General features: G+C 67.0%; 24 protein-coding genes and 1 pseudogene. 11 read left to right on the forward strand and 14 right to left on the reverse strand.

Annotated elements, in window-relative coordinates; translation table 11 throughout:
• Positions 1-8 precede the first annotated feature (8 nt).
• Positions 9-929 (reverse strand): ABC transporter substrate-binding protein, encoded by a 921-nt coding sequence (locus M0765_RS10485; protein ID WP_258503560.1) that lies wholly within the window; start codon positions 927-929, stop codon positions 9-11.
• 113 nt (positions 930-1,042) lie between these two features.
• Positions 1,043-1,933: an AraC family transcriptional regulator gene (locus M0765_RS10490; protein ID WP_258503561.1), complete on the reverse strand. Its 891-nt coding sequence runs from the start codon at positions 1,931-1,933 to the stop codon at positions 1,043-1,045.
• Between the two features lie 294 nt (positions 1,934-2,227).
• Here M0765_RS10490 and M0765_RS10495 point away from each other — a divergent pair, with 294 nt between their 5' ends.
• Complete coding sequence (locus M0765_RS10495) at positions 2,228-3,484, forward strand: CaiB/BaiF CoA transferase family protein (RefSeq protein WP_258503562.1); 1,257 nt, start codon at positions 2,228-2,230, stop codon at positions 3,482-3,484.
• Positions 3,485-3,575: 91 nt separating this feature from the next.
• Here the strand turns inward: M0765_RS10495 and M0765_RS10500 are convergent, their stop codons facing one another.
• The 6 genes from M0765_RS10500 to M0765_RS10525 all read right to left on the reverse strand — a co-directional run bounded on the left by M0765_RS10500 (position 3,576) and on the right by M0765_RS10525 (position 7,642).
• Positions 3,576-3,833, reverse strand: a complete 258-nt coding sequence (locus tag M0765_RS10500; protein WP_258503563.1) for an acyl-CoA-binding protein — start codon at positions 3,831-3,833, stop codon at positions 3,576-3,578.
• 74 nt (positions 3,834-3,907) lie between these two features.
• The gene (locus tag M0765_RS10505; protein WP_258503564.1) at positions 3,908-4,750 is read right to left on the reverse strand and encodes a hypothetical protein; all 843 of its coding nucleotides are present in this window, start codon (positions 4,748-4,750) and stop codon (positions 3,908-3,910) included.
• A gap of 6 nt (positions 4,751-4,756) precedes the next feature.
• Positions 4,757-5,461, reverse strand: a complete 705-nt coding sequence (locus tag M0765_RS10510; RefSeq protein ID WP_258503565.1) for a TetR/AcrR family transcriptional regulator — start codon at positions 5,459-5,461, stop codon at positions 4,757-4,759.
• 147 nt (positions 5,462-5,608) lie between these two features.
• Positions 5,609-6,112 carry a phasin family protein gene (locus M0765_RS10515; RefSeq protein WP_157611632.1) on the reverse strand — a complete coding sequence of 168 codons (504 nt, stop codon included), beginning with the start codon at positions 6,110-6,112 and terminating at the stop codon, positions 5,609-5,611.
• A 93-nt stretch (positions 6,113-6,205) separates the two neighbouring features.
• Positions 6,206-6,652, reverse strand: a complete 447-nt coding sequence (locus M0765_RS10520; RefSeq protein WP_258503566.1) for an acyl-CoA thioesterase — start codon at positions 6,650-6,652, stop codon at positions 6,206-6,208.
• A 93-nt stretch (positions 6,653-6,745) separates the two neighbouring features.
• Entirely contained in the window at positions 6,746-7,642 is an 897-nt protein-coding gene (locus M0765_RS10525; protein WP_258503567.1) for a LysR family transcriptional regulator, read from the reverse strand.
• A gap of 148 nt (positions 7,643-7,790) precedes the next feature.
• Between M0765_RS10525 and gtdA the strand changes: the two genes are divergently transcribed.
• From gtdA to M0765_RS10575, 10 genes and pseudogenes are all read left to right on the forward strand, one after another.
• Complete coding sequence (gtdA, locus tag M0765_RS10530) at positions 7,791-8,876, forward strand: gentisate 1,2-dioxygenase (protein WP_258503569.1); 1,086 nt, start codon at positions 7,791-7,793, stop codon at positions 8,874-8,876.
• A 72-nt stretch (positions 8,877-8,948) separates the two neighbouring features.
• Positions 8,949-9,653, forward strand: a complete 705-nt coding sequence (locus tag M0765_RS10535) for a fumarylacetoacetate hydrolase family protein (protein WP_258503570.1) — start codon at positions 8,949-8,951, stop codon at positions 9,651-9,653.
• Positions 9,654-9,681: 28 nt separating this feature from the next.
• The gene (locus tag M0765_RS10540; protein WP_258503572.1) at positions 9,682-10,962 is read left to right on the forward strand and encodes a 3-hydroxybenzoate 6-monooxygenase; all 1,281 of its coding nucleotides are present in this window, start codon (positions 9,682-9,684) and stop codon (positions 10,960-10,962) included.
• A gap of 73 nt (positions 10,963-11,035) precedes the next feature.
• Positions 11,036-12,025 carry a Bug family tripartite tricarboxylate transporter substrate binding protein gene (locus M0765_RS10545; RefSeq protein ID WP_258503573.1) on the forward strand — a complete coding sequence of 330 codons (990 nt, stop codon included), beginning with the start codon at positions 11,036-11,038 and terminating at the stop codon, positions 12,023-12,025.
• A 44-nt stretch (positions 12,026-12,069) separates the two neighbouring features.
• A complete protein-coding gene (locus M0765_RS10550; protein WP_258503574.1) occupies positions 12,070-13,047 on the forward strand; it encodes a Bug family tripartite tricarboxylate transporter substrate binding protein in 978 nt (325 codons plus the stop codon).
• Positions 13,047-14,408 carry an FAD-dependent oxidoreductase gene (locus M0765_RS10555; RefSeq protein ID WP_258503575.1) on the forward strand — a complete coding sequence of 454 codons (1,362 nt, stop codon included), beginning with the start codon at positions 13,047-13,049 and terminating at the stop codon, positions 14,406-14,408. Before M0765_RS10550 ends, M0765_RS10555 begins: the two co-directional genes overlap by 1 nt.
• Positions 14,409-14,522: 114 nt before the next feature.
• Positions 14,523-15,401, forward strand: a complete 879-nt coding sequence (locus M0765_RS10560; RefSeq protein WP_258503576.1) for an acyl-CoA thioesterase — start codon at positions 14,523-14,525, stop codon at positions 15,399-15,401.
• Between the two features lie 347 nt (positions 15,402-15,748).
• Positions 15,749-16,462: an SDR family oxidoreductase gene (locus tag M0765_RS10565; RefSeq protein ID WP_258503578.1), complete on the forward strand. Its 714-nt coding sequence runs from the start codon at positions 15,749-15,751 to the stop codon at positions 16,460-16,462.
• Positions 16,463-16,566: 104 nt separating this feature from the next.
• A pseudogene (locus tag M0765_RS10570) lies at positions 16,567-18,023 on the forward strand (SulP family inorganic anion transporter).
• Between the two features lie 29 nt (positions 18,024-18,052).
• A complete protein-coding gene (locus tag M0765_RS10575; protein ID WP_258503579.1) occupies positions 18,053-18,661 on the forward strand; it encodes a class I SAM-dependent methyltransferase in 609 nt (202 codons plus the stop codon).
• Positions 18,662-18,672: 11 nt separating this feature from the next.
• On the opposite strand, the gene M0765_RS10580 is transcribed toward M0765_RS10575, so the two are convergent.
• From M0765_RS10580 to atpE, 6 genes are all read right to left on the reverse strand, one after another.
• Complete coding sequence (locus M0765_RS10580; protein ID WP_258503580.1) at positions 18,673-19,392, reverse strand: ABC transporter ATP-binding protein; 720 nt, start codon at positions 19,390-19,392, stop codon at positions 18,673-18,675.
• Entirely contained in the window at positions 19,389-20,144 is a 756-nt protein-coding gene (locus tag M0765_RS10585) for an ABC transporter ATP-binding protein (RefSeq protein ID WP_258503581.1), read from the reverse strand. The genes M0765_RS10580 and M0765_RS10585 overlap by 4 nt, the downstream gene beginning before the upstream one ends.
• Positions 20,141-21,109 carry a branched-chain amino acid ABC transporter permease gene (locus M0765_RS10590; RefSeq protein ID WP_258503582.1) on the reverse strand — a complete coding sequence of 323 codons (969 nt, stop codon included), beginning with the start codon at positions 21,107-21,109 and terminating at the stop codon, positions 20,141-20,143. The genes M0765_RS10585 and M0765_RS10590 overlap by 4 nt, the downstream gene beginning before the upstream one ends.
• A 157-nt stretch (positions 21,110-21,266) precedes the next feature.
• The gene (locus M0765_RS10595; protein ID WP_258503584.1) at positions 21,267-22,187 is read right to left on the reverse strand and encodes a branched-chain amino acid ABC transporter permease; all 921 of its coding nucleotides are present in this window, start codon (positions 22,185-22,187) and stop codon (positions 21,267-21,269) included.
• Positions 22,184-23,389: an ABC transporter substrate-binding protein gene (locus M0765_RS10600; RefSeq protein WP_258503586.1), complete on the reverse strand. Its 1,206-nt coding sequence runs from the start codon at positions 23,387-23,389 to the stop codon at positions 22,184-22,186. Before M0765_RS10600 ends, M0765_RS10595 begins: the two co-directional genes overlap by 4 nt.
• Before the next feature lie 173 nt (positions 23,390-23,562).
• Entirely contained in the window at positions 23,563-23,802 is a 240-nt protein-coding gene (gene atpE, locus M0765_RS10605; protein WP_258503587.1) for a F0F1 ATP synthase subunit C, read from the reverse strand.
• Positions 23,803-23,862 lie beyond the last annotated feature (60 nt).

Raw genomic sequence — 23,862 nt, forward strand, 5'->3', positions numbered from 1 at the left:
GGCGCGGGTTACCAGCTGAAGGTCTTCGCGCCCTCGGCGTCGATCAGCTTCACGTCCACCGGCACCGCGGCCGGCACGTTGGCGCCCCACTTCTTGGCCAGCGCAATGCCGATGGCCAGGCGGATCTGGTCGCGCGGGTATTGCGCGGTGGTGGCAATGAATTTCGAGTTGGGCTTCTGCATGGCCTTGATGGCTTCGGGTGCGCCGTCCACGCTCGCGAGCTTCACGTCCTTGCCGCTGGCCTCGATGGCGGCGAGCGCGCCCATCGAGCCACCGTCGTTCACGCTGAAGATGCCCTTCAGGTCCTTGTTGGCCTGCAGGATGTTCTCGGTCACGGTGAGCGCGGTGGCGCGCTCCTGCTTGCCGTTCTGCGTGCTCACCACCTTGATGCCGGGGTACTTGGCCAGCGCTTCGCGGCAGCCCTTCACGCGCTCCAGGATCGGCACGACCGGAATGCCGTCGAGAATGGCCACGTCGCCTTTCTCTCCGATGTTCTTCGCCAGGTATTCGCAGGCCAGGCGGCCCGCATCGAGGTTCTTCGAGCCCACGAACGAATCGACCGGCCCCTGCGCATTGGCATCGACCGCCACCACGATCACGCCTGCCTTCTTGGCCGAGCGCACCGCCGACTGCACGCCGGTGGAGTCGGTCGGGTTCAGCAGCAGGATGTCGATCTTCTTCTGGATCATGTCTTCCACGTCGCCGATCTGCTTGGACACGTCATGCCGCGCGTCGGTGGTGACCACGGTTGCGCCGATGCTGGCCGCGGCTTCCTCGAGCGCCTGCTTCATCGTCACGAAGTAGGGGTTGTTCAGCTCCTGGAAAGTCATGCCGATGCGCAGCGGCTGCTTGGGGGCTTGCGCCTGCGCGGCGGAGGCGCCGCAGACCAGCGCGGCAAGGACGGCGGTGGCTTTGAAAAGATTCTTCATGGTGCTGTGTCTCCTGGTTTGTGATGGCTGTCGAAAAACTCGGGCAAAGGCCCCCCCCCGCGGCGCTCGAGGCGCCGCGCCGATGAGGACACGGGAACGGGGAGGAAAGCCGGCTACGGCGGATTTGCCGCACGCGAGGCCGCGGCCTGCATGCGATGGAAACTGCGGAACTTGGTCGGCGGCATGCGCTTGTGCAGCAGGAACTGGCGGTTGAAGTTCGACACGTTGTTGAAGCCCACGTCCATGCAGACGTCGAGCACCGGTTTTTCGCTGCTGGTGAGCAGCTCGCAGGCGCGGCTGATGCGCAGGCGGTTCACATAGCGCACGAACGACTGGCCCGTGTGCTTGCGGAAAGAGCGCGAGAAGGCGCTCGGGCTCTGGCCCACCAGCTCGGCCAGCATCGGCTCGCGCAGGTCGTCGCCCAGGTTGGCCGCGATGTGCGCCAGCACGTTGTTGATGGCGTGCGACATGAAGGCCTTGGGATCGGGCTTGAACGCCGGGCTCGCGAGCCGCTGGCGATCATTGCTGCCCTCCAGCAATTCGAGCAGCGACAGCAGCAGGATCACCCGCCGCAGTCCGCGTGCTTCGAGCAGCGCTTCCATGATCGGCTTGGCCGTGATGGCTGTTTCCGCCGAGAAGAGAAGGCCCGAGCCGGCCTCGGCCAGCAGCGGGCCGATGCGGGCGAACTCCGGAAAGGTGCCCGCCATTCGGTCGACCAGCCCGGCCGGAAACTGGATCACGATACCGCGCCGCTCGACATTCTGGCCCGCGGGCACGTCGCTGATCCAGTTGTGCGGCAGGTCGGGGCCCATCAGCACCAGGTTGCCCGGCTCGAAGTGGCCGACGTGGTCGCCCACGAAGTACACGCCGCGCGTTTCCACGATCAGCTGGATTTCGTACTCGGGATGGAAATGCCAGCGCACCGTGCGATACGGATAGCCGTGGGCCCAGGCGGTGAACGATTCATCTCCGCGGACTTCGACGATTTCCAGATCGGGTTGCATGGCGTTTTCTCGTCTCCTTGTTGTGGCTTGCAGCGTATGGCAGTGGGCGGACTGTACGAATCGCCCCGGACGTCCACAACCAGAGATAGAAGCCGAGATTGATACTTTTTTGACTTTCAAGCGAGCCGCAACGAGAAGGCATTGCGGTGCAGCAAGCCCCTTTCTCCTCGGGGAGAGCGCTTCTTGCGGTGCGATTGCTGCACTGCGGAAAACACGGGAGAGGCCGTGTCAAGAATTCATAGGTGTTTTCCCGCCCCACGAGCGCTGCCCGGCGCCACGGCACACTCGGGCGTCATGACCAACACCTCTTCTTCGCCCGCCGGGCCAACAGCCGCCGGCCCCTTGGCCGGCCTCAAGGTCGTCGAGCTCGGGCAGCTCATCGCCGGGCCTTTCGCGGCACGCACGCTGGCCGATTTCGGCGCCGAGGTCATCAAGATCGAGCCGCCCGGGGCGGGCGATCCGCTGCGCACGTGGCGGCTGCTGAAAGACGGCACCTCGGTCTGGTGGCAGGTGCAGTCGCGCAACAAGCGCTCGCTGGCGCTCGACTTGCGCCAGGCCGAGGCACAGGCCATCGTGCGGCAGCTGGCCGCCGAGGCCGACGTGCTGATCGAGAACTTCCGCCCCGGCGCAATGGAAGGCTGGGGCCTGGGGCCCGACGAGCTCCTGGCCGCGAACCCTGCGCTCGTGATGCTGCGCATCAGCGGCTACGGCCAGACCGGCCCCTACCGCGACCGCCCGGGCTTCGGCGTGGTGGCCGAGGCCATGGGCGGGCTGCGCCACCTCACGGGCGAACCGGGGCGCGTGCCGGTGCGGGTGGGCGTTTCCATCGGCGACACGCTGGCTTCATTGCACGGCGTGATCGGCGTGCTCATGGCCATGCAGCACCGCCACGCCACGGTGAGCGCCGAATATCCCAAAGGCAGGGGGCAAGTGGTGGACGTGGCGCTCTACGAGGCCGTCTTCAACTGCATGGAAAGCCTGCTGCCCGAATACAGCGCGTTCGGTGCGGTGCGCGAGGCGGCCGGCAGCGCGTTGCCCGGCATTGCACCCACCAACGCCTACCGCTGCGCCGACGGCGGCTATGCCATCGTGGCGGGCAACGGCGACAGCATCTTCCGCCGGCTGATGGAATGCATCGGCCGGCCGGACCTCGCCGCCGATCCGGCGCTGGCCGGCAACACCGGCAGGGTGACGCAGGTGGAAATGCTCGATGCCGCCATTGGCGATTGGGCCGCGCAGCGCACGGTCGACGAGGTGCTTGCCGCACTCGATGCGGCGCACGTGCCGGCCGGCCGCATCTACACCATCGCCGACATTGCGGCCGACCCGCACTACGCCGCGCGCGGCATGCTGCAGCAGGTGCGCATGGCGGACGGCAGCACGCTGGCCGTGCCGGGCTTCGTGCCCAAGCTGTCGCTCACGCCGGCCGGCCACCGGCACAACGCGCCTGCGCTAGGCGCGGACACCGATGCCGTGCTGAAGGAGATCGGCCTGAGCGCAGAGCAGATCGCCGCGCTCCACGAACGCGGGATCGTCGGATCTCCTTCGTGAAACATCGCGGAACCGGCTTTGCCGGGCCGCTGGTGTTGCCCCCGGTAGGGGTTGGCGAAGCGACACGAAGTGCGCGAAGACTGGGGAGAGCCTAGTTCCGCAGCGACTCGATCAGATCGATGTACTTCTGCTTGGCCTCATCGGCACTCAAGCCCTTTTGCGCGGTCCATGCGTCCCACTTGGCGCGGGCGACGATGTCGCTGAAGCTGGGCTTCTTGGCGGTGTTGTCGCCTTCGGTGGCCTGCTTGAACAGGCCATAGATCTTGAGCAGCGTCGGGTTGTCGGGGCGCTCGGCCAGCAGCTTGGAGTTGGCTTGGGCGGCTTCGAATTGGGCATTGAGGTCGGACATGGGCGGTCTGTTGAAAAGCGAAGAGTACGCATCTTAAGTGGCGCGGTACCTGCGGGTACCAGCCGTCCGCCGCGTCAGTCCGAGAGTCCCGCCCGCGCCAGTTCCACGTCCAGCCGTTCCTTCGCATCCACCGGCTCCAGCGCCGCGGCCTTTTCGTACAGCTGCGTGGCCTCGCCCATGCGCGCGTCGCCATGCAGCATGAGCAGCGCGCGGCCGTATTCCATCAGCGCGCTGGCTGAATGGGGGTTCAGCGCAAGGCCGCGCTCGAACAGCTCGACCGATGCTTCGGCCCGCACGCCGTAGGTCATGCGCCCGACCAGCGCGCCCACCTTGTCGATCACCTCGGCATGGAAGGCGGCCAATGCGATGTGCGCGTCGGCGTGGTCCGGCTGCAGCTCGATCACGCGTTCGAGCGCGCCCTTGAGCTTGCTGCCCAGGCCTTGCGCCAGCGCGCGCGCCACGCTGATGCCCTGGCTGTAGCGGCCGAGCGCGTAGGCCTGCCAGTAAAGCGCCTGGCAGTTGTCGGGCTCGGCGGTGGCCTGCGCGCCGGCGCGTTCGATGACCTGGCGGAACATCGAAAGCCGCACCGATTCGCGGGGCTCGAGATAGTTGGCGTAGATGGCGGTGGCCTGGTTGGCCAGCACCAGCCCCTCGGGTCCGTGCAGCAGGCCGAGCGCGGCGGCGCGCTCGAACTCCCCGCTGTGGTACAGCGCCCAGCCGTCGGCGAGCGGATGTTCCCTCTCCGGCGGCGGCAAGGGGTGCCCCGCATGAAGGCGCGGCCACTGCGCCAGCGCCGTGCTCGCGTCGTAGCGCGGCACGTCGGCGTAGGGCAGCGGCGTCCAGGGTTCCGCCGGTGCCGCCGCGGCCACGGGGCCGGCGGACATCAGCGAAAGCGGTTTGAAGTCTGGGTGGGGCATGGTCATCTAGGCCGCCAGATCGATGGGTGCAACCGACGGCGCGTCGCTTGCCGGATCTTCGCCGCTGTAGGCGTTGCTGAGTGTCAGCAAATGCCTCCGCTGGTCTCTCCCGAGGTAGGGCGCGAGCAGGTGGAGCGTGTGCTGGCCGCCGCGCATCAGCGCGCCCTGCGCATGCGCGGGTTCGAGCGCCTCGCGCGGATTGCGCACGTATTCGTAGCTCAGCCAGTAGGTCAGCACCACCACCATGCTCTGCGCCAGCGTGTCGACCTCGTGGGCGTCGATGTCGAGGTGGCCGGCCCGGCTCAGCCCCGCGATGAGCACGCGGATGGCGCGCGCCTTGTTCTTCAGCACCAGCTGGAACTGCGTCTCCAGGTGCCGGTTCTTGCTGAGCAGGTCGTTCAGGTCGCGGTAGAGAAAGCGGTAGCGCCAGATCAGCTCGAACAGGCTGTGCATGAAGAACCAGGCGTCTTCCACGTCGTGCACGCCCTCGCTGGCATGCAGGAGCTCGTTGAGCTCGGCCTCGTAGCTCTCGTAGAGCTTGTTGATCAGCTCTTCCTTGGCGGGGTAGTGGTAGTAGAGATTGCCGGGACTGATGTTGAGCTCGCCCGCCACCAGCGTGGTGGAGACGTTCGGCTCGCCGAAGCGGTTGAACAGCTCCAGTGCGGCTTCGAGAATGCGTTGCGCTGTGCGGCGTGGCGCCTTCTTGGCCATGTCAGTCCCCGTTTTGTCTCTTGTGGGGACACTCTAGCCTATGTACACCGCACCTTGAACTGAGCAGGGCAAAGTTTTGCGGCAGCGTGCGTTGTGCAGTGCCGCAAAAGAAGGGGTGGCTACCCCGCGATGGCCGGCTGGGCTTGCCTAGCCGGCCTTGGTGCTGCGCCGCACGGTCTTCTTGGGGGCGGCAGCGGGCGCCGCACTGCGGCCCGCGGTCTTGCGGCTTGCCCGCGCGGGGGCGGCGGCCGGTTTTTTCTCGCTGCGCTGCAGCTCGGCCTCGAGCGCCGCCACGCGGGCCTGCAGCGCGGCATAGTCCGCAGCCGAAGGCAGGCCCAGCTTTTCAAGGGCGCGCGCCACGCGCTCTTCGAAGATGTTTTCGAGCTTGCCCCACTGGCCCGCGGCCTTGGTGCCGAATTCGCTCGCAAAGCCGGCCATGCGCGTTTGTGCCTGCGCAAGCGTTTCCTCGGCGGCGGCCTGGGTCTTCTTCTGCATGCCGGCGCCGTCTTTCACCAGCGCCTCGAAAGCCTTGCTGCCTTCCTGCTGCATCTTGGCAAAGGCACCGAGCCCCGCCAGCCAGATCTGCTGCGCGGAATCCTTGATGCGGTCGGCGCCCTTGTTGTTGCCGTTTTCGTCGTCCTGGGTAGCCATGCGGAATGTTCCTGTGAAAACAATCGGGCTACTCTAGCCGCAAGAGGCCTCTGCCTTTAGAGCTTCACGTCTATGAGCGCAGCCTTGGCGGGGCTACGCTTTTCCGGCTGCGCGGCTTGCGTCCAGGTGGGCCTTGGCCCGTTCGGCCAGCGCCATTTCGCCCGGGGTGCCCGGCACATACGCCTGCACCGGCAGCGGCCGGCCGTGCGAGTCGACCGAGACGAAGACGATCAGGCATTCGGTCGTCTTGTCCATCGTGCCGCCCTTCATGTCGCCGCTGCGAACCTCCACCGAGATGTTCATGCTGGTGGTGCCGGTGTAGGCCAGGCGGGCCTCCACCTCGACCAGGTCGCCGATCATGATCGGGTGGTGAAAGCGGATGCTGCCGATGAAGGCCGTCACGCAGTAGCGCTTGGCCCAGCTGGTGGCGCAGGCGTAGCCGGCTTCGTCGATCCACTTCATGACGGTGCCGCCATGAACCTTGCCGCCGAAGTTGACGGTGCTGGGCTCGGCCAGAAATCGAAGTGTGATGGAGGACATGCGCCGCCTTTTCGTGGGCTGTGTTGGTGGGAGTCCCGATTATGCGAGCGCCCGGCCCCGCAAATGCGCGCCGCCGGTCGGCGCCGCGCACGCTCAGCCCCCGCCGAACAGTTCTGCCAGCGTGCGCCGGAGCCATGCGTTGCCGGCGTCCGCATGGAACCGCTCGTGCCAGTGCTGCTTCACGGCATAGGCCGGTAACTCGAAGGGAGGCTCCAGCAGCTTCACTGGCTCCTGTGTGGCCAGCACCTTTCCAAGGATGCTGGGCACGATCACGATGAGTTCGGTGTGCGCCACGATGCGCGCCACGCTCAGGAAGCTCGAAAGGCTGGTCACCACGTTGCGCCTGAGACCCAGCCGCGCAATGGTCTTGTCGACAATGGCGTGGCCCGTGCCCGACGAGGCCACCACCGCATGCGCCTCGGTCTCGAAGCGCCTGCGCGTGAGCCGCTCGCCGATGCGCGGATGGTTGCGCGCCGCCAGGCAGACGAAGTTCTGCATGAAGAGCGTCTGCTGGTAAAAGCCCGCGTCGAGCTGCGGCATGAAGCCCACCGCTAGGTCGACGGCACCGTCTTCCAGCCGCCGGCCGCTGTCGGTCGAGATGATCTCGGTTTCGATGCGCACCCCCGGCGCCGCATGCCGCAGATGGTCGAGCAGCCCCGGCAGCAGCACCACCTCGCTGATGTCGGTCATGCAGATGCGAAAGCTGCGCGCCGCGGTGGCCGGGTCGAAGCTGGCGCGCCCGCCCTTGGCCCGGTTCAGGCGGTCGAGGATGTCCAGCACCAGCGGCTGAATCTGCCGCGCGTAAGGCGTGGGCTCCATGCCGCGCGAGGTGCGCACGAACAGCTTGTCGCCGAAATGCGTTCGCAGCCGCGCCAGCGCCGTGCTGGCCGCCGACTGGGAGATGTCGAGACGCTCGGCCGCGCTCGAGACGTTGGCCGTCTTGTAGACCTCGTCGAAAACCAGCAGCCATTCGAGATCGAGCTGGGCCATGAAGCATCTCCTCGGCAGCCAAATGAGGCCACCACTATCGAAAAACAGGATCGCAGCTATCGGCGTGGCTGCCTTGCGCCAATAGTAGTACCGGCGGAAGATAGCCGCTCCCCCGGAGACAAAAGGCCGCGCCAAGGGCCCAACTGCCATGAATCCACCAGCCCAGAAACCAGCCGCCCCGGCCCACGCCAACGCCGCCGAGCGCCGCGACTACTACGAGCGCATCCGCCCGCTGAATCTCACGCCGCTGTGGGAGTCGCTGCACGCCCTGGTGCCGCGCGAGCCCACCACGCCGTGCGTGCCGGCGCTCTGGCGCTACGACGAAATCCGCCCGCTGCTGATGGAATCGGCCGACCTCATCACGGCCGAAGAAGCAGTGCGCCGCGTGCTCGTGCTCGAAAACCCGGCGCTGCCCGGCAACTCGTCGATCACCCAGTCGATCTACGCGGGCCTGCAGCTCATCATGCCGGGCGAGGTGGCGCCTTCGCACCGCCACGTGCAGTCGGCGCTGCGCTTCATCGTCGACGGCAAGGGCGCCTACACCACGGTGGGCGGCGAGCGCACCACCATGTACCCCGGCGACTTCATCATCACGCCTTCATGGGCCTGGCACGACCATGGCAACGAGGGCGTCGGCGGCACGGTGGAGCCGGTGGTGTGGCTCGACGGGCTGGACATTCCGATGCTGCGCTTCTTCGACGCCGGCTTTGCCGAGAACGACGACGCCAAGGTGCAGCACGTGGCCCGCCCCGAGGGCAACAGCCTCGCGCGCTTCGGCCACAACATGGTGCCGGTGCGCCACGACCACGTGTCGCCCACCTCGCCGATCTTCAACTACCCCTATGCCCGCAGCCGCGAGGCGCTGGCTCTGCTGCAGAAGCAGGAAGCGCCCGATGCCTGGCTGGGCCACAAGCTGCGCTACATCAACCCGTTGACCGGCGGTGCGCCGATGCCCACCATCGGCACCCACCTGCAACTGCTGCCCAAGGGCTTTGCAGGCAAGACGCACCGCGCCACCGACGGCGCCGTCTACAGCGTGGTCGAGGGCCGCGGCACGGCACACATCGCCGGCCAGCGCTTCGAATTCGGCCCGTGCGACACCTTCGTCGTGCCGTCGTGGGCGCCGCTGCGCCTTTCGGCAGCAGGCGAAGACGTGGTGCTCTTCAGCTTCTCGGACCGTCCGGTGCAGCAGGCCATGGGCGTGCTGCGCGAAGCCTTTCTCGAAGACGCCTGAAAGCCGGCCTCACTTCTTCCTTTTCTTTTCTTTTGTCTCGACCACGTGCCGCCCCGCGCGGCAGGAGCCCTCATGTCCTTCGTCTTCACGCCTCCTTCCATTGTCGGCCTGCCCATCGTGGGTTCGAGCGACCTGTTTCCGGTGCGCCGCGTCTACTGCGTGGGCCGCAACTACGCGGCGCATGCGCGCGAGATGGGCTTCGACCCCGACCGCGAACCGCCGTTCTTCTTCTGCAAGCCCAACGACGACGCCTCGGTGGTGCCAGTGGCCGAAGGCGAAACCGGCGCCATTCCGTATCCGCCGCTCACCAGCAACTACCACTACGAAGCCGAACTCGTCGTGGCCATCGGCAAGGGCGGCAAGAACATCCCGGTGGAACAGGCGGCCAGCCATATCCACAGCTATGCCGTCGGGCTGGACATGACCCGCCGCGACCTGCAGATGAAAATGCGCGAAGCCGGCCGGCCGTGGGAAATCGGCAAGGCCTTCGACTTTTCGGCGCCCATTGCGCCGCTGCGCACGCTGGCCGACGTGGGCGAGATCAATGCCGGCGCCATCACGCTCGAGGTCGACGGCCAAGTGCGGCAGAACAGCGACATCACGCACCTGATCTGGTCGGTGAACGAGGTGATCGCCAATCTCTCGACGCTCTTCGCGCTGCAGCCCGGCGACCTGATCTTCACGGGTACGCCCGAAGGTGTGGGCGCGGTCAAGCCCGGTCAGACGCTCAAGGTGAGCATCGACAAGCTCCCCTCGCTCACCGTGCGCATCGATTGACGGAACGCCGCGCAGAAGAGGTCTTGCAATGAGCACATCTCCCACGAAGAACCCACCCCGCATGCTGCTCGTCGGCGGCGGCATCGGCGGCATGGCGGCCGCGCTGGCGCTGGCGCGCCTCGGTGTTTCCATCGACCTGCTCGAGCAGAGCGCCACTATCGGCGAAATCGGCGCCGGCCTGCAGCTCGGGCCCAATGCCTTTGCGGCGCTCGATGCGCTGGGCGTGGGCGAGGCGGTGCGCCGCAACTCGGTGTTTACCGACCGGCTGGTGATGATGGATGCCGTCGATTGCGCAGAGGTCGCTTCGGTGCCCGTGGGCGAGGCCTTCCGCGCGCGCTTCAGGAATCCGTATGCGGTGAGCCACCGCGCCGACCTGCATGGCGCCATTCACGAGGCGGTGAAGCAGCATCCGCTCATTCGCTTTCACACCTCGGCGCAGGTCGAGTCGATCGACATCGGCGGTGGCAAGACGCAAGGCGTGGTCGCCGTCACGCGCGACGGCCGGCGCTTCACGGCCGACGCCATCGTGGGCTGCGACGGCGTGAAATCGGTGGTGCGCGCCCAGCTCGTCGGCGATGAACCGCGCGTTTCGGGCCATGTGGTGTACCGCGCGGTGGTGCCGGTGGCCGACATGCCGGCCGACCTGCGGTGGAACGCGCCTGTGGTCTGGGCAGGGCCCAACTGCCACCTGGTGCACTATCCGCTGCGGCATGGTGAGCAATACAACCTTGTCGTCACCTTCCACAGCCGCGAGCAGGAAGAGTGGGGGGTTTCCGACGGCAGCAAGGAAGAAGTGCTTTCGTACTTCGAGGGCGTGCATGCGCGCCCGCGCCAACTGCTCGACCGGCCGACCTCGTGGCGGCGCTGGAGCACCGCCGACCGCGACCCTGTGGAGCGCTGGAGCGAAGGCCCCGCCACATTGCTCGGCGACGCCGCCCACCCGATGATGCAGTACCTTGCGCAGGGCGCCTGCATGGCGATCGAAGACGCGGTGACGCTCGGCGCCGCGGTGCAGGCCTGCAATTTCGACATGCCCGCCGCCTTCAAACTCTACGAGGCCGCGCGCATTCCGCGCACCGCCCGCGTGGTGCTGTCGGTGCGCGAAATGGGGCGCCTGTATCACGCCAAGGGCGTGGAGCGGCTGGTGCGCAACAGCCTCTGGGTAGGCCGCACGCCCGAACGCTTCTACGATGCGGTCGAATGGCTCTACGCCTGGCGGCCCGAGCACTGCCTGGACGATGCGCCGGAACGGCTGCGACCGATGGCGATAGCGGGCGCCGACGCCGCGGCCGTGCTTTCGCCGCACTGACTGACACCGACGATCAACCGATTTTTTCCGCGTCATCACTATTCGAGGCCACAGGCCCAGGAGACAACCAACCATGAACTTTTCTTCACGCGCATTGCTGGCGGGCGTGCTTGCCACCGCCATCGCCGCTCTCAGCACCGGCGCCCTGGCGCAGGCGAGCGACTATCCGAGCAAGCCAGTGACGCTGGTCACACCCTTTGCCGCCGGCAGCGGGCCCGACGCGGTGCTGCGCCTAGTTTCGGACAAGCTCTCGCGCCTGTGGAACCAGCGCGTGGTGGTCGACAACCGGCCGGGCGGCGGCGGCTTCATCGCCATCGACCAGGCGCGGCGCGCCGCGCCCGACGGCTACACGCTGCTGCAGCTCGACAGCGAGCATGTCGCCGCGCTGCCGCACCTGTACAAGTCGCGCAACTTCGTCACGCTGCAGCATTTCGACCCGGTGGCTTCGCTGTTCCGCACGCCGTTTTTCGTGGCGGTTTCGAGCGAATCGAAGCTGAAGAACATGGGCGACCTGATCGCCGAAGCCAAGGCCAACCCCGAGGCGATGGTGTATGGATCATGGGGCGTGGGCAGCCCGGGCCACCTGGGCGCGCAGCAGCTCGAGGCGCTCACGGGCATTCGCATGCGGCATGCGCCGTACCGCGAGGTGTCGCAGCTGTATTCGAACGTGGGCACCGGCGAAGTGCCGTGGGCCTTCGCAAGCATTCCGTCGAGCCAGGGCATCTACAAGGCCGGCAAGCTGCGCTACATCGCCGTGGCGGCGCCGAAGCGCATTCCCCAGATGCCCGACGTGCCCACCATGGCCGAGGCGGGCGGGCCCGCATCGCTCGAGGTGAACTCTTTTGTCTCGCTGCTCGCGCCCAAGGGCGTGCCGGCGGCGGTCAAGGCCAAAATCAACGCCGACGTGGCCAAGGTGATTGCCGACCCCGAAATCCGCGCCCGCTTCGACACCTTCGCCTTCGAGCCGCTGGCCTGGTCGCCGGAAGAAATCGAGCGCAACGCCGAGGCCAAGTCCAAGGTGTATGGCGACTTGGTCCGCCGGGGCAACATCAGCCTTGAGTAGCTGTCATCATTACGTTTTTTCACATTTCCCTTTTGTCACCTTCCATGCAAGCAACCAAGAGAGCCCTCCTGATCGCCTGCGGCCTGGCTGCCGCCGCCGCGCTGCCGCTGGCGGCCCATGCACAGACCAACGCCTGGCCGACCAAGCCGATTCGCCTGCTCGTGGGCTTTCCGGGCGGCTCCACGCCGGACATCGCCGCCCGCACCATCGCCGAGCCGCTGGCCAAGGCGCTCGGCCAGCCCGTGGTGGTGGACAACAAGCCCGGTGCCTCGGGCAACATCGCGGCCGACATCGTCGCCAAGGCCAATGACGACCACACACTGGGCATCGTCATCAACGGCAATCTCACGTCGTCGAAGATGCTGTATCCGCGGCTGCCCTATGACCCGGCCAAAGACTTCACCTACCTGTCGCTGATTGCCACTGCGCCGCTGGTGCTGGTGGCGCAGAACAGCCTGCCTTCGGGCACGGCCTTTTTCGATGCGGCCCGCAAGGGCGGCGACAAGTGGAACTACGGCTCGGTGGGCGTCGGCTCGGTCGGCCACCTGGGCATGGAACTGCTCAAGAGCCGCGTGCCCAGCTTCAACGCCGAACACGTGCCCTACCAGGGCAATCCGCAGGTCGTGACCGCCATGCTGGGCGACCAGGTGCAGATGGCCCTCATTCCCCCGGGTGTGGCCATGCCGCAGGTGCGCGCCGGCAAGCTCAAGGCCATCGGCCTCACGGGCGGCCGCAGCACGCTGGTGCCCGAACTGCCGCCGCTGGCCGACGCCGGTGTGCGCGACTTTTCGCTCGAAGTGTGGGTGGCGCTGCTCGGCCCCGCCAACCTTTCCAAGACCGCCCAGGCCCGCCTCAGCCGCGAAGTCGAAACCATCATGAAGCAGCCCGAAGTGCGCCAGAAGCTCTTCGAGCAGGGCTGGCAGGCAGTCGGCACCTCGCCGGACGGCATGCGCCTGCGTGTGAAGGAAGAAGCAGCGATCATGACCAAGATCATTTCAGCCCGCGGCATCAAGATCCAGTGATGACAGCAACCAGCCAGAACACCCTCACCGAACCGGCGCGCGAACTGCCGGTCTTCGGCGAATACGACGTGGTGGTGGTCGGCGGCGGCCCCGCCGGCATTGCCGCCGCCGTGAGCGCGGCGCGGCGCGGCGCCAGCACGCTGCTGGTGGAGCGCTACGGCTTTCTCGGCGGCATGGGCACCGCGGGCGGCGTAACCAACTTCGCGGGCCTTTACGGCAAGCGCAACGGCGAAATGACGCTGCTGGTGCGCGGCGTGGTCGACGACCTGCTCGCGCGCATCGACGCGCTGGGCGGCCTCAACAAGCCGCAGGACGGCATGCAGGGCCGCATCCGGGTGCGCTCCTACGACACCTCGGCCTACAAGATCGCGGCCGACCAGTTGCTGGCAGGTGCCGGCGTGAACCTGCTGTTCCATGCATGGGCAGCCGCGGTGGTGCGCGACGGCAACCGCATCGCGGCGCTGGTGGTCGAAACCAAGTCGGGCCGGCAGGCCATTCGCGCCAACGCCTTCATCGACGCGAGCGGCGACGCCGATGTGGCCGCCTTTGCGGGCGTGCCCTTCGAAGTTGGCGACGGCCACGGCAGCGGCCTGTTCCCGACCACGATGTTCCGCGTCGGCCAGGTCGATGCCGAGCCGGCCCTTGCGGCCGTCGGCGAGTTCAAGGCCATCAACGACCTGATGGCCGCGGTGCAGCAGCAGAAGCCCGGCAAGTACAAGTTTCCGCGCGAAGGCGCCATCCTCCGGCCCAACATCGACCCGCGCGAATGGCGCGCCAACGTCACGCAGATCCGCAATGCCGCAGGCCGCGCGATGAACGGCGTGGATGCGCGCGAACTCACCGAAGGCGAGCTCGAAGGGCGGCGCCAGATTGCCGAGTACTTCAAGTTCATGAAGGCCGAGGTGCCGGGCTTTGCAAAGTCGGCCATCGTCGAGATTGCGCCGCAGGTCGGCATCCGCGAAACGCGCCGCATCGAAGGCCTCTATGCACTCACCGGCGAGGACATCCTCTCTTCGGCCGCGTTCGACGACAGCATCGGCATCAATGCATGGCCGATGGAAATGCATGCCGACGGCCGCATCGAATGGGCCTTTCCGCGCGACGAAAACCGCACCTACAACCAGCTGCCCTGGCGCATGCTCGTGCCGCGCACTGTCGACAACCTGCTGGTGGCCGGCCGCTGCGCCGCCATGACGCACGAGGGCCAGTCGGCTGCGCGCGCGAGCGGCGGCTGCTTTGTGATGGGGCAAGCCGCGGGGACGGCGGCGGCTTCGCTAGGCAGCGGCGCCCGGTTTGCGGACGTCGATGTGCCGGCATTGCAAGAGAAGCTGGCGGCCGACGGCGTCGATCTCGACCGCTGAGCCTGCGGGGCGGGGCCGGACTCGCGCTGACCGGCCCGCGACAGCCCGCGGGCCCGGGCTTTGCTATGGTTGCGGGTTGATTCTTTTTGCTGACGCCTGCAGCCCTTTCTTCCGATGACCACCGACCCCGCCACCGCCGCCCGCCTTGTCGACGAACTCGTCGCGCTCATGCAGCTCGAGCCGCTGGGCGGCGACAAATTCCTGGCCCAGAGCGAAGACATCGGCACACCCGCCGTGTTCGGCGGCCAGGTGCTTGGCCAGTCGCTGGCGGCTGCAAGCCTCACGGTCGGCGCCGACCGGCCCGTGCATTCGATGCATGCCTACTTCCTGCTGCCGGGCGAGCATGCGCCCATCGAATACAGCGTGGACCGCGTGCGCGACGGCCGCAGCTTCACCACGCGGCACGTGGTGGCGCGCCAGCAGGAGCGCATCATTTTCGAGATGTCGGCGTCCTTCCAAACAGTGGACGAAGGCGTTGAACACCAGTTCACCATGCCAACGGTGCAAGGCCCCGAAGGCCTCGTGAGCGAGCTCGACCAGCGCATCGCGCTCGGCGACCGGCTGCCCGAGCGCTGGCGCATCAAGGGCCTGGAGCCGCACGGCATCGAATACCGCCGCGTGGAGGCCGACGACCTGTTGACGCCGGAAGTGCGCCCCTCCGAAAGCGCCATCTGGATGCGCGCCATTGCGCCGCTGCCCGACAACCCGGTGGTGCACCGCGCGCTGCTCGCCTATGCCTCCGACCACGGCCTGCTGCGCGCCGCCATGCTGCCGCACGGCCTGAGCTTCATGAGCGGCCAGGTGCGCCCCGCAAGCCTCGACCACGCCATGTGGTTCCACCGAGATTTCCGCATGGACGACTGGCTGCTGTACGTGCTCGACTCGCCGAGCGCAAGCGGCGCGCGGGGCTTGTGCCGCGGCAGCCTGTATTCGCGCGATGGGCGGCTTGTGGCTTCTACGGCGCAAGAGGGAATGCTGCGGGTCAAGCGCTGAGACGCTGTTGTTCAGGGCGGCGCACCCGCCGACGGGGTACCTTTCTCCGCGAATGTCCCCCGGCCTGCGGCCTCCTCCTTTATTTCGCTGCGCAAGGCACCCCATCGACGTGTGCGTCTTAAGCGACGGTCGTTGATCGGCGTTGCACGAGCAGCGTGCCCCAGTGCACAGGGCATCGGGTGCTCCGCGCAGCGAAATAAAGGAGGAGGGGCGCAGCCCCGGGGACATTCGCGGAGGGGGAGTACCCGGTGGCCTTTGCACGTGCCCTGAACAAGAGCCCAACCCGTGCAAACGCCCCGAATCCTTGGCTAAATACGCCTCTTGTAAAAAATGAACCAAGGACCAGCATGTCTTCCGAAGCACCCAAAAAAGTAGCCATAGTCACCGCCGGCGGCAGCGGCATGGGCGCCGCAGCAGCACGCAAACTTGCGGACGACGGCTTTCGCGTAGCCATCCTCTCGTCATCCGGAAAGGGCGAAGCGCTCGCCGCCGAACTCGGTGGCATTGGCGTGACCGGCTCCAACCAGTCGAACGACGACCTGAAGCGATTGGTCGACAAGGTCACTGAAGAATGGGGGCGCGTCGATGTGCTGGTCAACAGCGCGGGCCACGGCCCCCGCGCACCCATTCTCGAGATTACCGATGAAGACTGGCATCGCGGCATGGATGTCTACCTGCTGAGCGCCGTGCGCCCGAGCCGCCTTGTGGCACCGCTCATGGTCAAGCAAGGCGGCGGCACCATCATCAACATCTCGACCTTCGCCGCCTTCGAGCCCGACCCCGTGTTTCCGACCTCTGGCGTGTTCCGCGCGGGCCTCGCGGCGTTCACCAAACTCTTTGCCGACAAATACGCCGCACAAAATGTTCGCATGAACAACGTGCTGCCGGGCTTCATCGACAGCTTGCCCGAGAAGCCCGAATTCCGCTCGCGCATTCCAATGGGCCGCTATGGCAAGAGCAGCGAGATTGCGGCCGTCATCGGCTTTCTCGCCTCTGAAGGCGCGGGCTACATCACCGGCCAGAACCTGCGCGTAGACGGCGGCATCACCCGCTCGGTGTAAGCGCCTGGGGGCGGGCGCCCGAGGCGCTACCTACAATCGAGAGCATCTGCCCGTGAGGCGTGGCGCGGCCTTTCTTGTCGCCGCGCGCGGGCCGCTCTCCACTCATGTCTTCTCCACACAGCCGCTTGCGAGCCGAATGGTTTCCGAGCATTCCGCGCGAACTGATGGCCGGCGCCGTCGCCACCTTCGCCCTCATTCCCGAAGTCATCGCCTTCTCTTTCGTGGCCGGTGTCGATCCGGCCGTCGGGCTGTTTGCTTCGTTCGTCATCAGCATCGTCATAGCCTTTACCGGAGGCCGGCCATGGTCTCGGCTGCGGCAGGGTCGGTGGCGCTCGTGGCCGCACCGCTCGTGCACGCGCACGGCTTGCCCTACCTGCTGGCCGCTAGTGTGCTGGCCGGCGCCATGCAGATCGTGTTCGGCCTGCTGCGGCTCGGCGTGCTGATGCGCTTCGTCTCCACGTCGGTGCGCACGGGCTTTGTCAACGCGCTGGCGATATTGATCTTCGCGGCGCAGATGCCGCACTTCATCGGCGCCAACACGGCCACTTGGGCCATGGTGGCGCTGGGGCTTGCCATCATCTACCTGCTGCCGCGCATCACCACGGCCGTGCCGTCTCCGCTGGTGTGCATCGTGGTGGTCACGCTCGCGGGCCATTGGCTGGGCCTGCCGCTCAAGACCGTGGCCGATCTCGGCCATCTTCCCGACGCGCTGCCGGCCTTTGCCTGGCTCTCGGTGCCCATGTCGCTCGACACGCTGCGCATCATCGCGCTGCCGGCCTTCGCCATCGCGATGGTGGGGTTGCTCGAATCGATGATGACCGCCAGCGTGGTGGACGACCTCACCGACACGCCGAGCTCCAAGAACCGCGAATGCAGCGGCCTGGGCATTGCCAACGTCGCGGCGAGTTTCTTCGGCGGCATTGCGGGCTGCGGAATGATCGGCCAGACCGTGAGCAACGTGCGCTACGGTGGGCGCGGCCGGTTGTCCACGCTGTTTGCGGGCGTCTTCCTGCTGATTCTCATGGTGCTGCTCAAGCCCTGGGTGTCGCAAGTGCCGGTGGCGGCGCTGGTGGCCATCATGGTCATGGTGTCGGCATCCACCTTCGACTGGGGTTCTCTGCGCACACTGGTGCGCCACCCGCGCATGTCCAGCGCCGTCATGCTCGCGACGGTGGCGGTCACTGTCGCCACCGACAACCTGGCCGCGGGCGTGGCCACCGGCGTGATGCTGAGCGGCGTGTTCTTCACCTTCAAGGTCGCGCGCCTGCTGCACGTGCATGCAGAAGCCGTCGATGAAAGTGGCATTCGTGTCTATCGCGTGAGCGGCCAGGTGTTCTTCGCCTCGGCCGATATGCTGGTCGATGCCTTCGATGTGCGCGAGATCGACGGCGCACCCGTGCACATCGATGTGTCGCAAGCGCACTTCTGGGACGTGACCGCTGTGGCCGCGCTCAACAAGGTGGTCGAGCGGCTGCGCAAGCACGGCAGCGTGGTCAACGTGACCGGGCTCAACCAGGCCAGCCGAGACCTTATCCTGAGGCTCGACGCGGCGCCCGAATGAGCAGCAAAATGCCGCGCGGAAAGGCTCCCATGACCATTCCCGACCCTGCGCTGAAGAACATGCGCCGCACCATCGAGTCCTACGAAGGGGCGGCCCGCGAATACAACGCGATCGTCGCGGGCCACCGGCCGCCCGAAATCGAGGATGCGCTGCACCGGATGATGCAGCTCGTACCCGCCGGAGGCACCGTGCTCGAGATCGGTTCCGGATCGGGACAGGACGCCGACTTCGTCGAGGTGCTGGGCGGGGTCGTCAGGCGCACCGATGCGGTTCAGGCGTTTCTCGATCTGCAGGCGGAGCGCGGCAAGAAGGGCGAGCTGCTCAATGTTGTGACGGACCCTCTGGGCGGGCCCTACCGCGCGATCCTTGCGATGTGCGTGTTGATCCATGTCGATCGTGCGCAGATCGCGCCGGTCCTGCGCAAGGTGTTCAACGCACTCGAGCCCGGCGGCGTCTTCCTCGTGGCCATGCGCATCGGCGAAGGCGAGACGAACGACGACTATCACACCGTGTACTGGGCGAAGGACCGCTTCGCTGAAGCGCTTGCAGCGGCGGACCTGCACACGCAGTGGAGCAGCCAGTGGATCGGCCGCGACAACGTGACGTGGGCCAACTTCCTGGCGCGCCGTCCGCTGTAGCGAACCGGGATCTACACGCCCAGGTAGCGCGTCCAGAGCGAACGGTCGGCGTCGAGCGCGGCCGAGTCGCCCTGCCACACCACGCGGCCGCGCTCCAGGATCACATGGCGGTCGGCCAGCGGCAGCAGGCGCTGCACGTACTTGTCGACCACCAGGATCGCTTCGCCTTCGGCCTTGAGCGTGGCAATGCAGTGCCAGATCTCCTCGCGGATCACCGGTGCCAGGCCTTCCGTGGCTTCGTCGAGGATCAACAGGCGCGGATGCGTGGAGAGGGCGCGGGCAATCGCCAGCATCTGCTGCTCGCCGCCCGAGAGCTGGTTGCCCGCATTGGCCTTGCGCTCCGCGAGACGCGGAAACAGGGCGTACAGCGCATCGACCGTCCAGCGCGGCGCGCTGCCCGGCCGGGGCCGTGCGAAGGCGCGCAGGTGCTCGTCGACGCTGAGGTTCGGAAACACATGCCGCCCCTCGGGCACGATGGCCACGCCGCGCCGGGCGATGGCGTCCGGCTTGTGGCCGCCGATGGCATCGCCGCCGAAGTGCACGCTGCCGCGCATCGGCGCGAGCGTGCCCGTCAGCACCTTCAGCAGCGTGCTCTTGCCCATGCCGTTGCGGCCGAGCAGCGCGAGCACTTCGCCCGCGCCGATCTTCAAGTCGATACCGAACAGCACCTGGCTGGCGCCGTAGCCGGCCTCGACGGATTTCGCGTCGAGCAATGTGGTGGCCGCGTTCATGCGTGTCCCTCTGCTTCCGTACCGAGATACACCGCCTGCACGTCGGGGTGTCCGCGCACTTCGTCGGCCGTGCCGCTCATCAGCACGCGCCCTTGCACCAGCACCGTGAGCCGGTCGGCCAGGCGGAACACCGCGTCCATGTCGTGCTCGATCAGCAGGATGGCCATCGACTCGCGCAGCGATTCGATCAGCTCCACCATGCGCGCCGATTCGTCGGGGCCCATGCCGGCCATCGGCTCGTCGAGCAGCAGCAGCTTGGGCTCGGCCGCAAGCGCCAGCGCCACGTCGAGCGCACGCTGGGCACCATGCGGCAGGGTGCCCGCAATGCGGTGGCGTTCGCTGCCCAGGCCGACGCGTTCGGCCAGCGCCACGGCACGCTCCACCAGGGCGCGCTCGTTCGCGCGCGGTGCCATGAAGCGCAGGCTGCTGCCCGCATGGGCCTGCGCCGCGAGCATCAGGTTGTCGTGCACGGTTTCCTTGGCAAACACGCGCGTTACCTGGAAGCAGCGCGACATGCCGGCCGCCACGCGCTGGTGGTCTTTGAAGCCGGTGATGTCCTTCTCGTCCAGCAGGATGCGCCCGGCGTCGGCCTTGAGCAGCCCGGTGATCAGGTTCACCAGCGTGGTCTTGCCCGCGCCGTTAGGCCCGATGAGCGCATGCACTTCGCCGCGCTCCACGGTCAGGTTCACATGGTCGGTTGCGAGCAAGCCGCCAAAGCGCTTGACCAACCCTTCGATTCTGAAAAGGCTCATGTCTTACTCCCTCGCCCCTCTGGGGAGAGGGCCGGGGTGAGGGGCAAGCGGCGCTTGTACAAAGCTGCGAGTCCTTTGGGCGCCCACAACGCAACAGCAATCAACAGCAATCCGAGCGGCATGTGCCAGTGCTCCGTGTATTGCTTCAAGAACTCTTCCAGCAGCAGCCACACGATGGCGCCCACAGGCCCGCCCCAGCTGCGCCCCAGCCCGCCGATGACGACCATCACGAGCAGCGTGGCCGATTGCGTCCAGTGCATCGTCGCCGGGCTCACGAACCCGTTGCCGCCCGCAAGCAGCGCGCCCGCCAGCCCCGCGATGGCGCCGGCAATCGTGAAGGCCACCAGCTGCAGCCGGAACACCGGGTAGCCCAGTGCCCGCATGCGCGTCTCGTTGTCGCGAATGCCCATGAGCGCATGGCCGAAGCGCGACTGCGTTGCACGCTGCAGCCACCAGAGCGCCAGCGCCACGATGACCAGCACTACCCAATAGAAGTTCGACTCGTTGCCCAGGTCGAGCCCGGGCAGCAGCGTCGGGCGGCTCATGAGCGTGTAGCCGTCGTCGCCGCCATAGCGCCGCAGCGACACCACCACGAAGTACAGCATCTGCGCAAAGGCCAGCGTGGTCATGATGAAGTACACGCCGCGCGTGCGCAGCGCCACCGTGCCGATGAGCGCTGCAACCAGGCCGGCGACCAGCGCGGCCAGCGGCCACATCACCCATGCCGACATCACGCCCGCATCGCTGAGCGCCACCACCGTGTACGCGCCCATGCCGATGAAGCCCGCATGCCCGAGCGCCACCATGCCGCCGAAGCCGAGGATGAAATTGAGGCTCGCGGCCGCGAGCGCCACCACGAGCACGCGCCGCACGAAGCCGATGTAGAAGTCGAGCCCGAGCAGCGGTGCGACCAGCGGAAACGCCGCGAGTACAAGCAGCGGCAGGAGGATGTAGATCTTTTTCATGGACGCGTCCGCGCCTTCGAGAGGTGCCGGGCCATCGGCGAGCGCAGCGAAGCCCGTTCGGGGAACACCGCGGAACCGGCTTTGCCGGGCCGCCGGTGTTGCCCCCGGAGAGGGGGTTGGCGAAGCGACACGAAGTGCGCGCAGCTTGGGGGTGAACTCATGACCGCGCCGAGAAAAGGCCGGAGGGCCGGAAGATGAGGACGACCACCATCAGCGCATACATCGCCACTTCGGCGAACAGCGGCCCCAGGTCGGCAGCCGTGGCCGGCGGCAGCGTGGCGCGCAGCAGCATCGGCACGAAGGCGCGGCCGATGGTGTCGACCACGCCCACCAGCAGCGCGGCCACGAAGGCGCCGCGCACCGAGCCGATGCCGCCGATCACCAGCACCACCAGCGCCGGAATCAGGATGGCTTCGCCCATGCCCACCTGCACCGCGACGATGGGCCCCATCAGCGCGCCGGCCAGTGCAGCCAGCGCCGCGCCGAGCAGGAACACGCCGTTGAAGATGCGACCCACGCGCACGCCCATCAGCTCGGCCATCGGCCGGTCTGAAGCGCCCGCGCGCACCCGCATGCCGATGCGCGTGTGGTTGACCAGCAGGTAGAGCGCAAGCGCCACCAGCAGCCCGCCGGCCAGGATGACGAGCCGGTACGCCGGGTAGGGCAGGCCGTCCACCAACTCGATAGGCCCGGAGAGGGCGGCCGGCGTCGGCGCCATCACCGGCGACGGCCCCCAGGCCATCTTGACGATGTCGTCCGCCACCAGGATCACGCCGAAGGTCGCGAGCACCTGCGCCAGGTGGTCGCGCGTATAGAGGCGCCGCATCAGCAGCACTTCGAGCAGCAGCGCCACCACCACCGTCACGGCCACCGCAATCACGATGGCCGCGGTGAACGAGCCGGTGCGCGTGTGCGCCTCTGCCGCCACATAGGCGCCCGACATGAAGAGCGAGCCGTGCGCCAGGTTCAGCACGTCCATGATGCCGAACACCAGCGTGAGCCCCGCCGCCAGCAGGAACAGCATCAGCCCATAGCCGAGGCCATTGAGCAGCTGCTCGAGAACGAGGATGCCGCTCACTTGAGGGGGCACTTGTCGGCGTACGAGTCGCCGTAGTTCGTGAGAACGGTGTTGATCAGCTTGTTCGTGACCTTGCCCTGTGCATCCTTGCCGATCACGCGCAGATAGAAGTTCTCGATCGGAAAGTGATTGTTCGCATACTTGAAGTTGCCGCGCGTCGAGGCGTAGTTGGCCTTCTTGAGAGCGGCCACCACGGCTTCGCGGTTTTGCGCGTTGCCGCCGGCCTGCTTCACGGCGGCGTCCATCGCAAGAATGGCGTCATAAGCCTGCGCCGCATACACCGACGGATAGCGGCCGTTGTATTCCTTGCGGAATGCGGCCACGAAAGCCTTGTTGGCCGCGTTGTCCAGGTCGTGCGCCCAGTGCGAGGTGTTGAACAGGCCGAGCATCGGCTCGCCCACGGCGCCGATCACGTCCTCGTCGGCCGAGAAGCCGCTGGTCACGAGCGTGATGTCCTTCGAGAGGCCCGCGCCCACGAACTGCTTGATGAAGTTGATGCCCATGGCGCCGGGCAGGAAGAAGTAGATCGAGTCGGGCTTGGCCGCGCGCAGCTGCGCGAGTTCGGCGGCGTAGTCGATCTGGCCGAGCTTGGTGTAGAGCTCGTCGGCGACCTGGCCCTTGAACTGGCGCTTGAAGCCGCCGAGTGCATCCTTGCCGGCGGGATAGTTGGGAGCGATCAGCACGGTCTTCTTGAAGCCGCGGTCCTGTGCGAACTTGCCGGCGGCCTCATGGAACTGGTCGTTCTGGTATGCCGTGCCGAAGAAGTACGCATTGCACTGGGCACCCGCAAACTGGCTCGGGCCGGCGTTGGCCGAAAGGTACGGCACCTTGGCGTTGAACAGCGTCGGGCCGACGGCCAGCGCCACGTTGGACCCGATGGGGCCGCTGAAAATATCGATCTTGTCGCGCTGGATCATGCGGTCGACCAGCTGCTTGGCCTGGTCGGGGCTGCCGGCCATGTCGGCTTGCACAAACTCCACGTCTTGTCCGCCGAGCTTGCCGCCCAGCTGCTTGATGCCGAGCGCAAAGCCGTCGCGCGCCTCGGCGCCCAATGCCGCGAAGGGGCCCGAGATGTCGAGCGCCAGGCCCACCTTGACGGGCGCGGCCATGGCGGATGCCGCACCGCCAAGGGCTGCACCGCAGAGCAGCAGCGAAAGCAGGGTGCGCGGCAGCGCGGGCAACTTCGGGGACGGGTGGCTCATGGGTTCTCCAGGGCAAAGGAAGGGTGAAACGATGTCACCGGCACCGCGCCATGCGGTGCCAGGAACATCGAACCGTTGATAGCTAAATACTTTAACCATAAACAATTCGGTGTCAACGGTGCTAGCACGAATGGTGCCAGTGAATCGTGTCACTTCCTGGTGCGCGGATCGCCTCAGCCGAAGGGGCTGGCCGTGGCAAACCACAGGCCGATGCCGGTGGCGATGATGAACGCGCCGTCGGTCACGCCGGCCACCAGGAAGAACTTGCTCTGCAGCGCGTCGATCATCTCGGGCTGGCGCGCACTGCTTTCGAGAAACTTCTGGCCGACGAGCGCAATGCCCAGACAGGAGCCGAGCGCCGCGATGCCGATCAGCAGGGCCACTGCGAGCGGAAGGATGTTGAAGCCGGTCATGGTGTTTTCTCCTGGTTGGTTGATCGATGGAGGTACTTTCTCAAAGCGGGTGCGTGCGGT

It is taken from the genome of Variovorax sp. S12S4, from assembly GCF_023195515.1.
Classification (GTDB): Bacteria; Pseudomonadota; Gammaproteobacteria; order Burkholderiales; family Burkholderiaceae_C; genus Variovorax.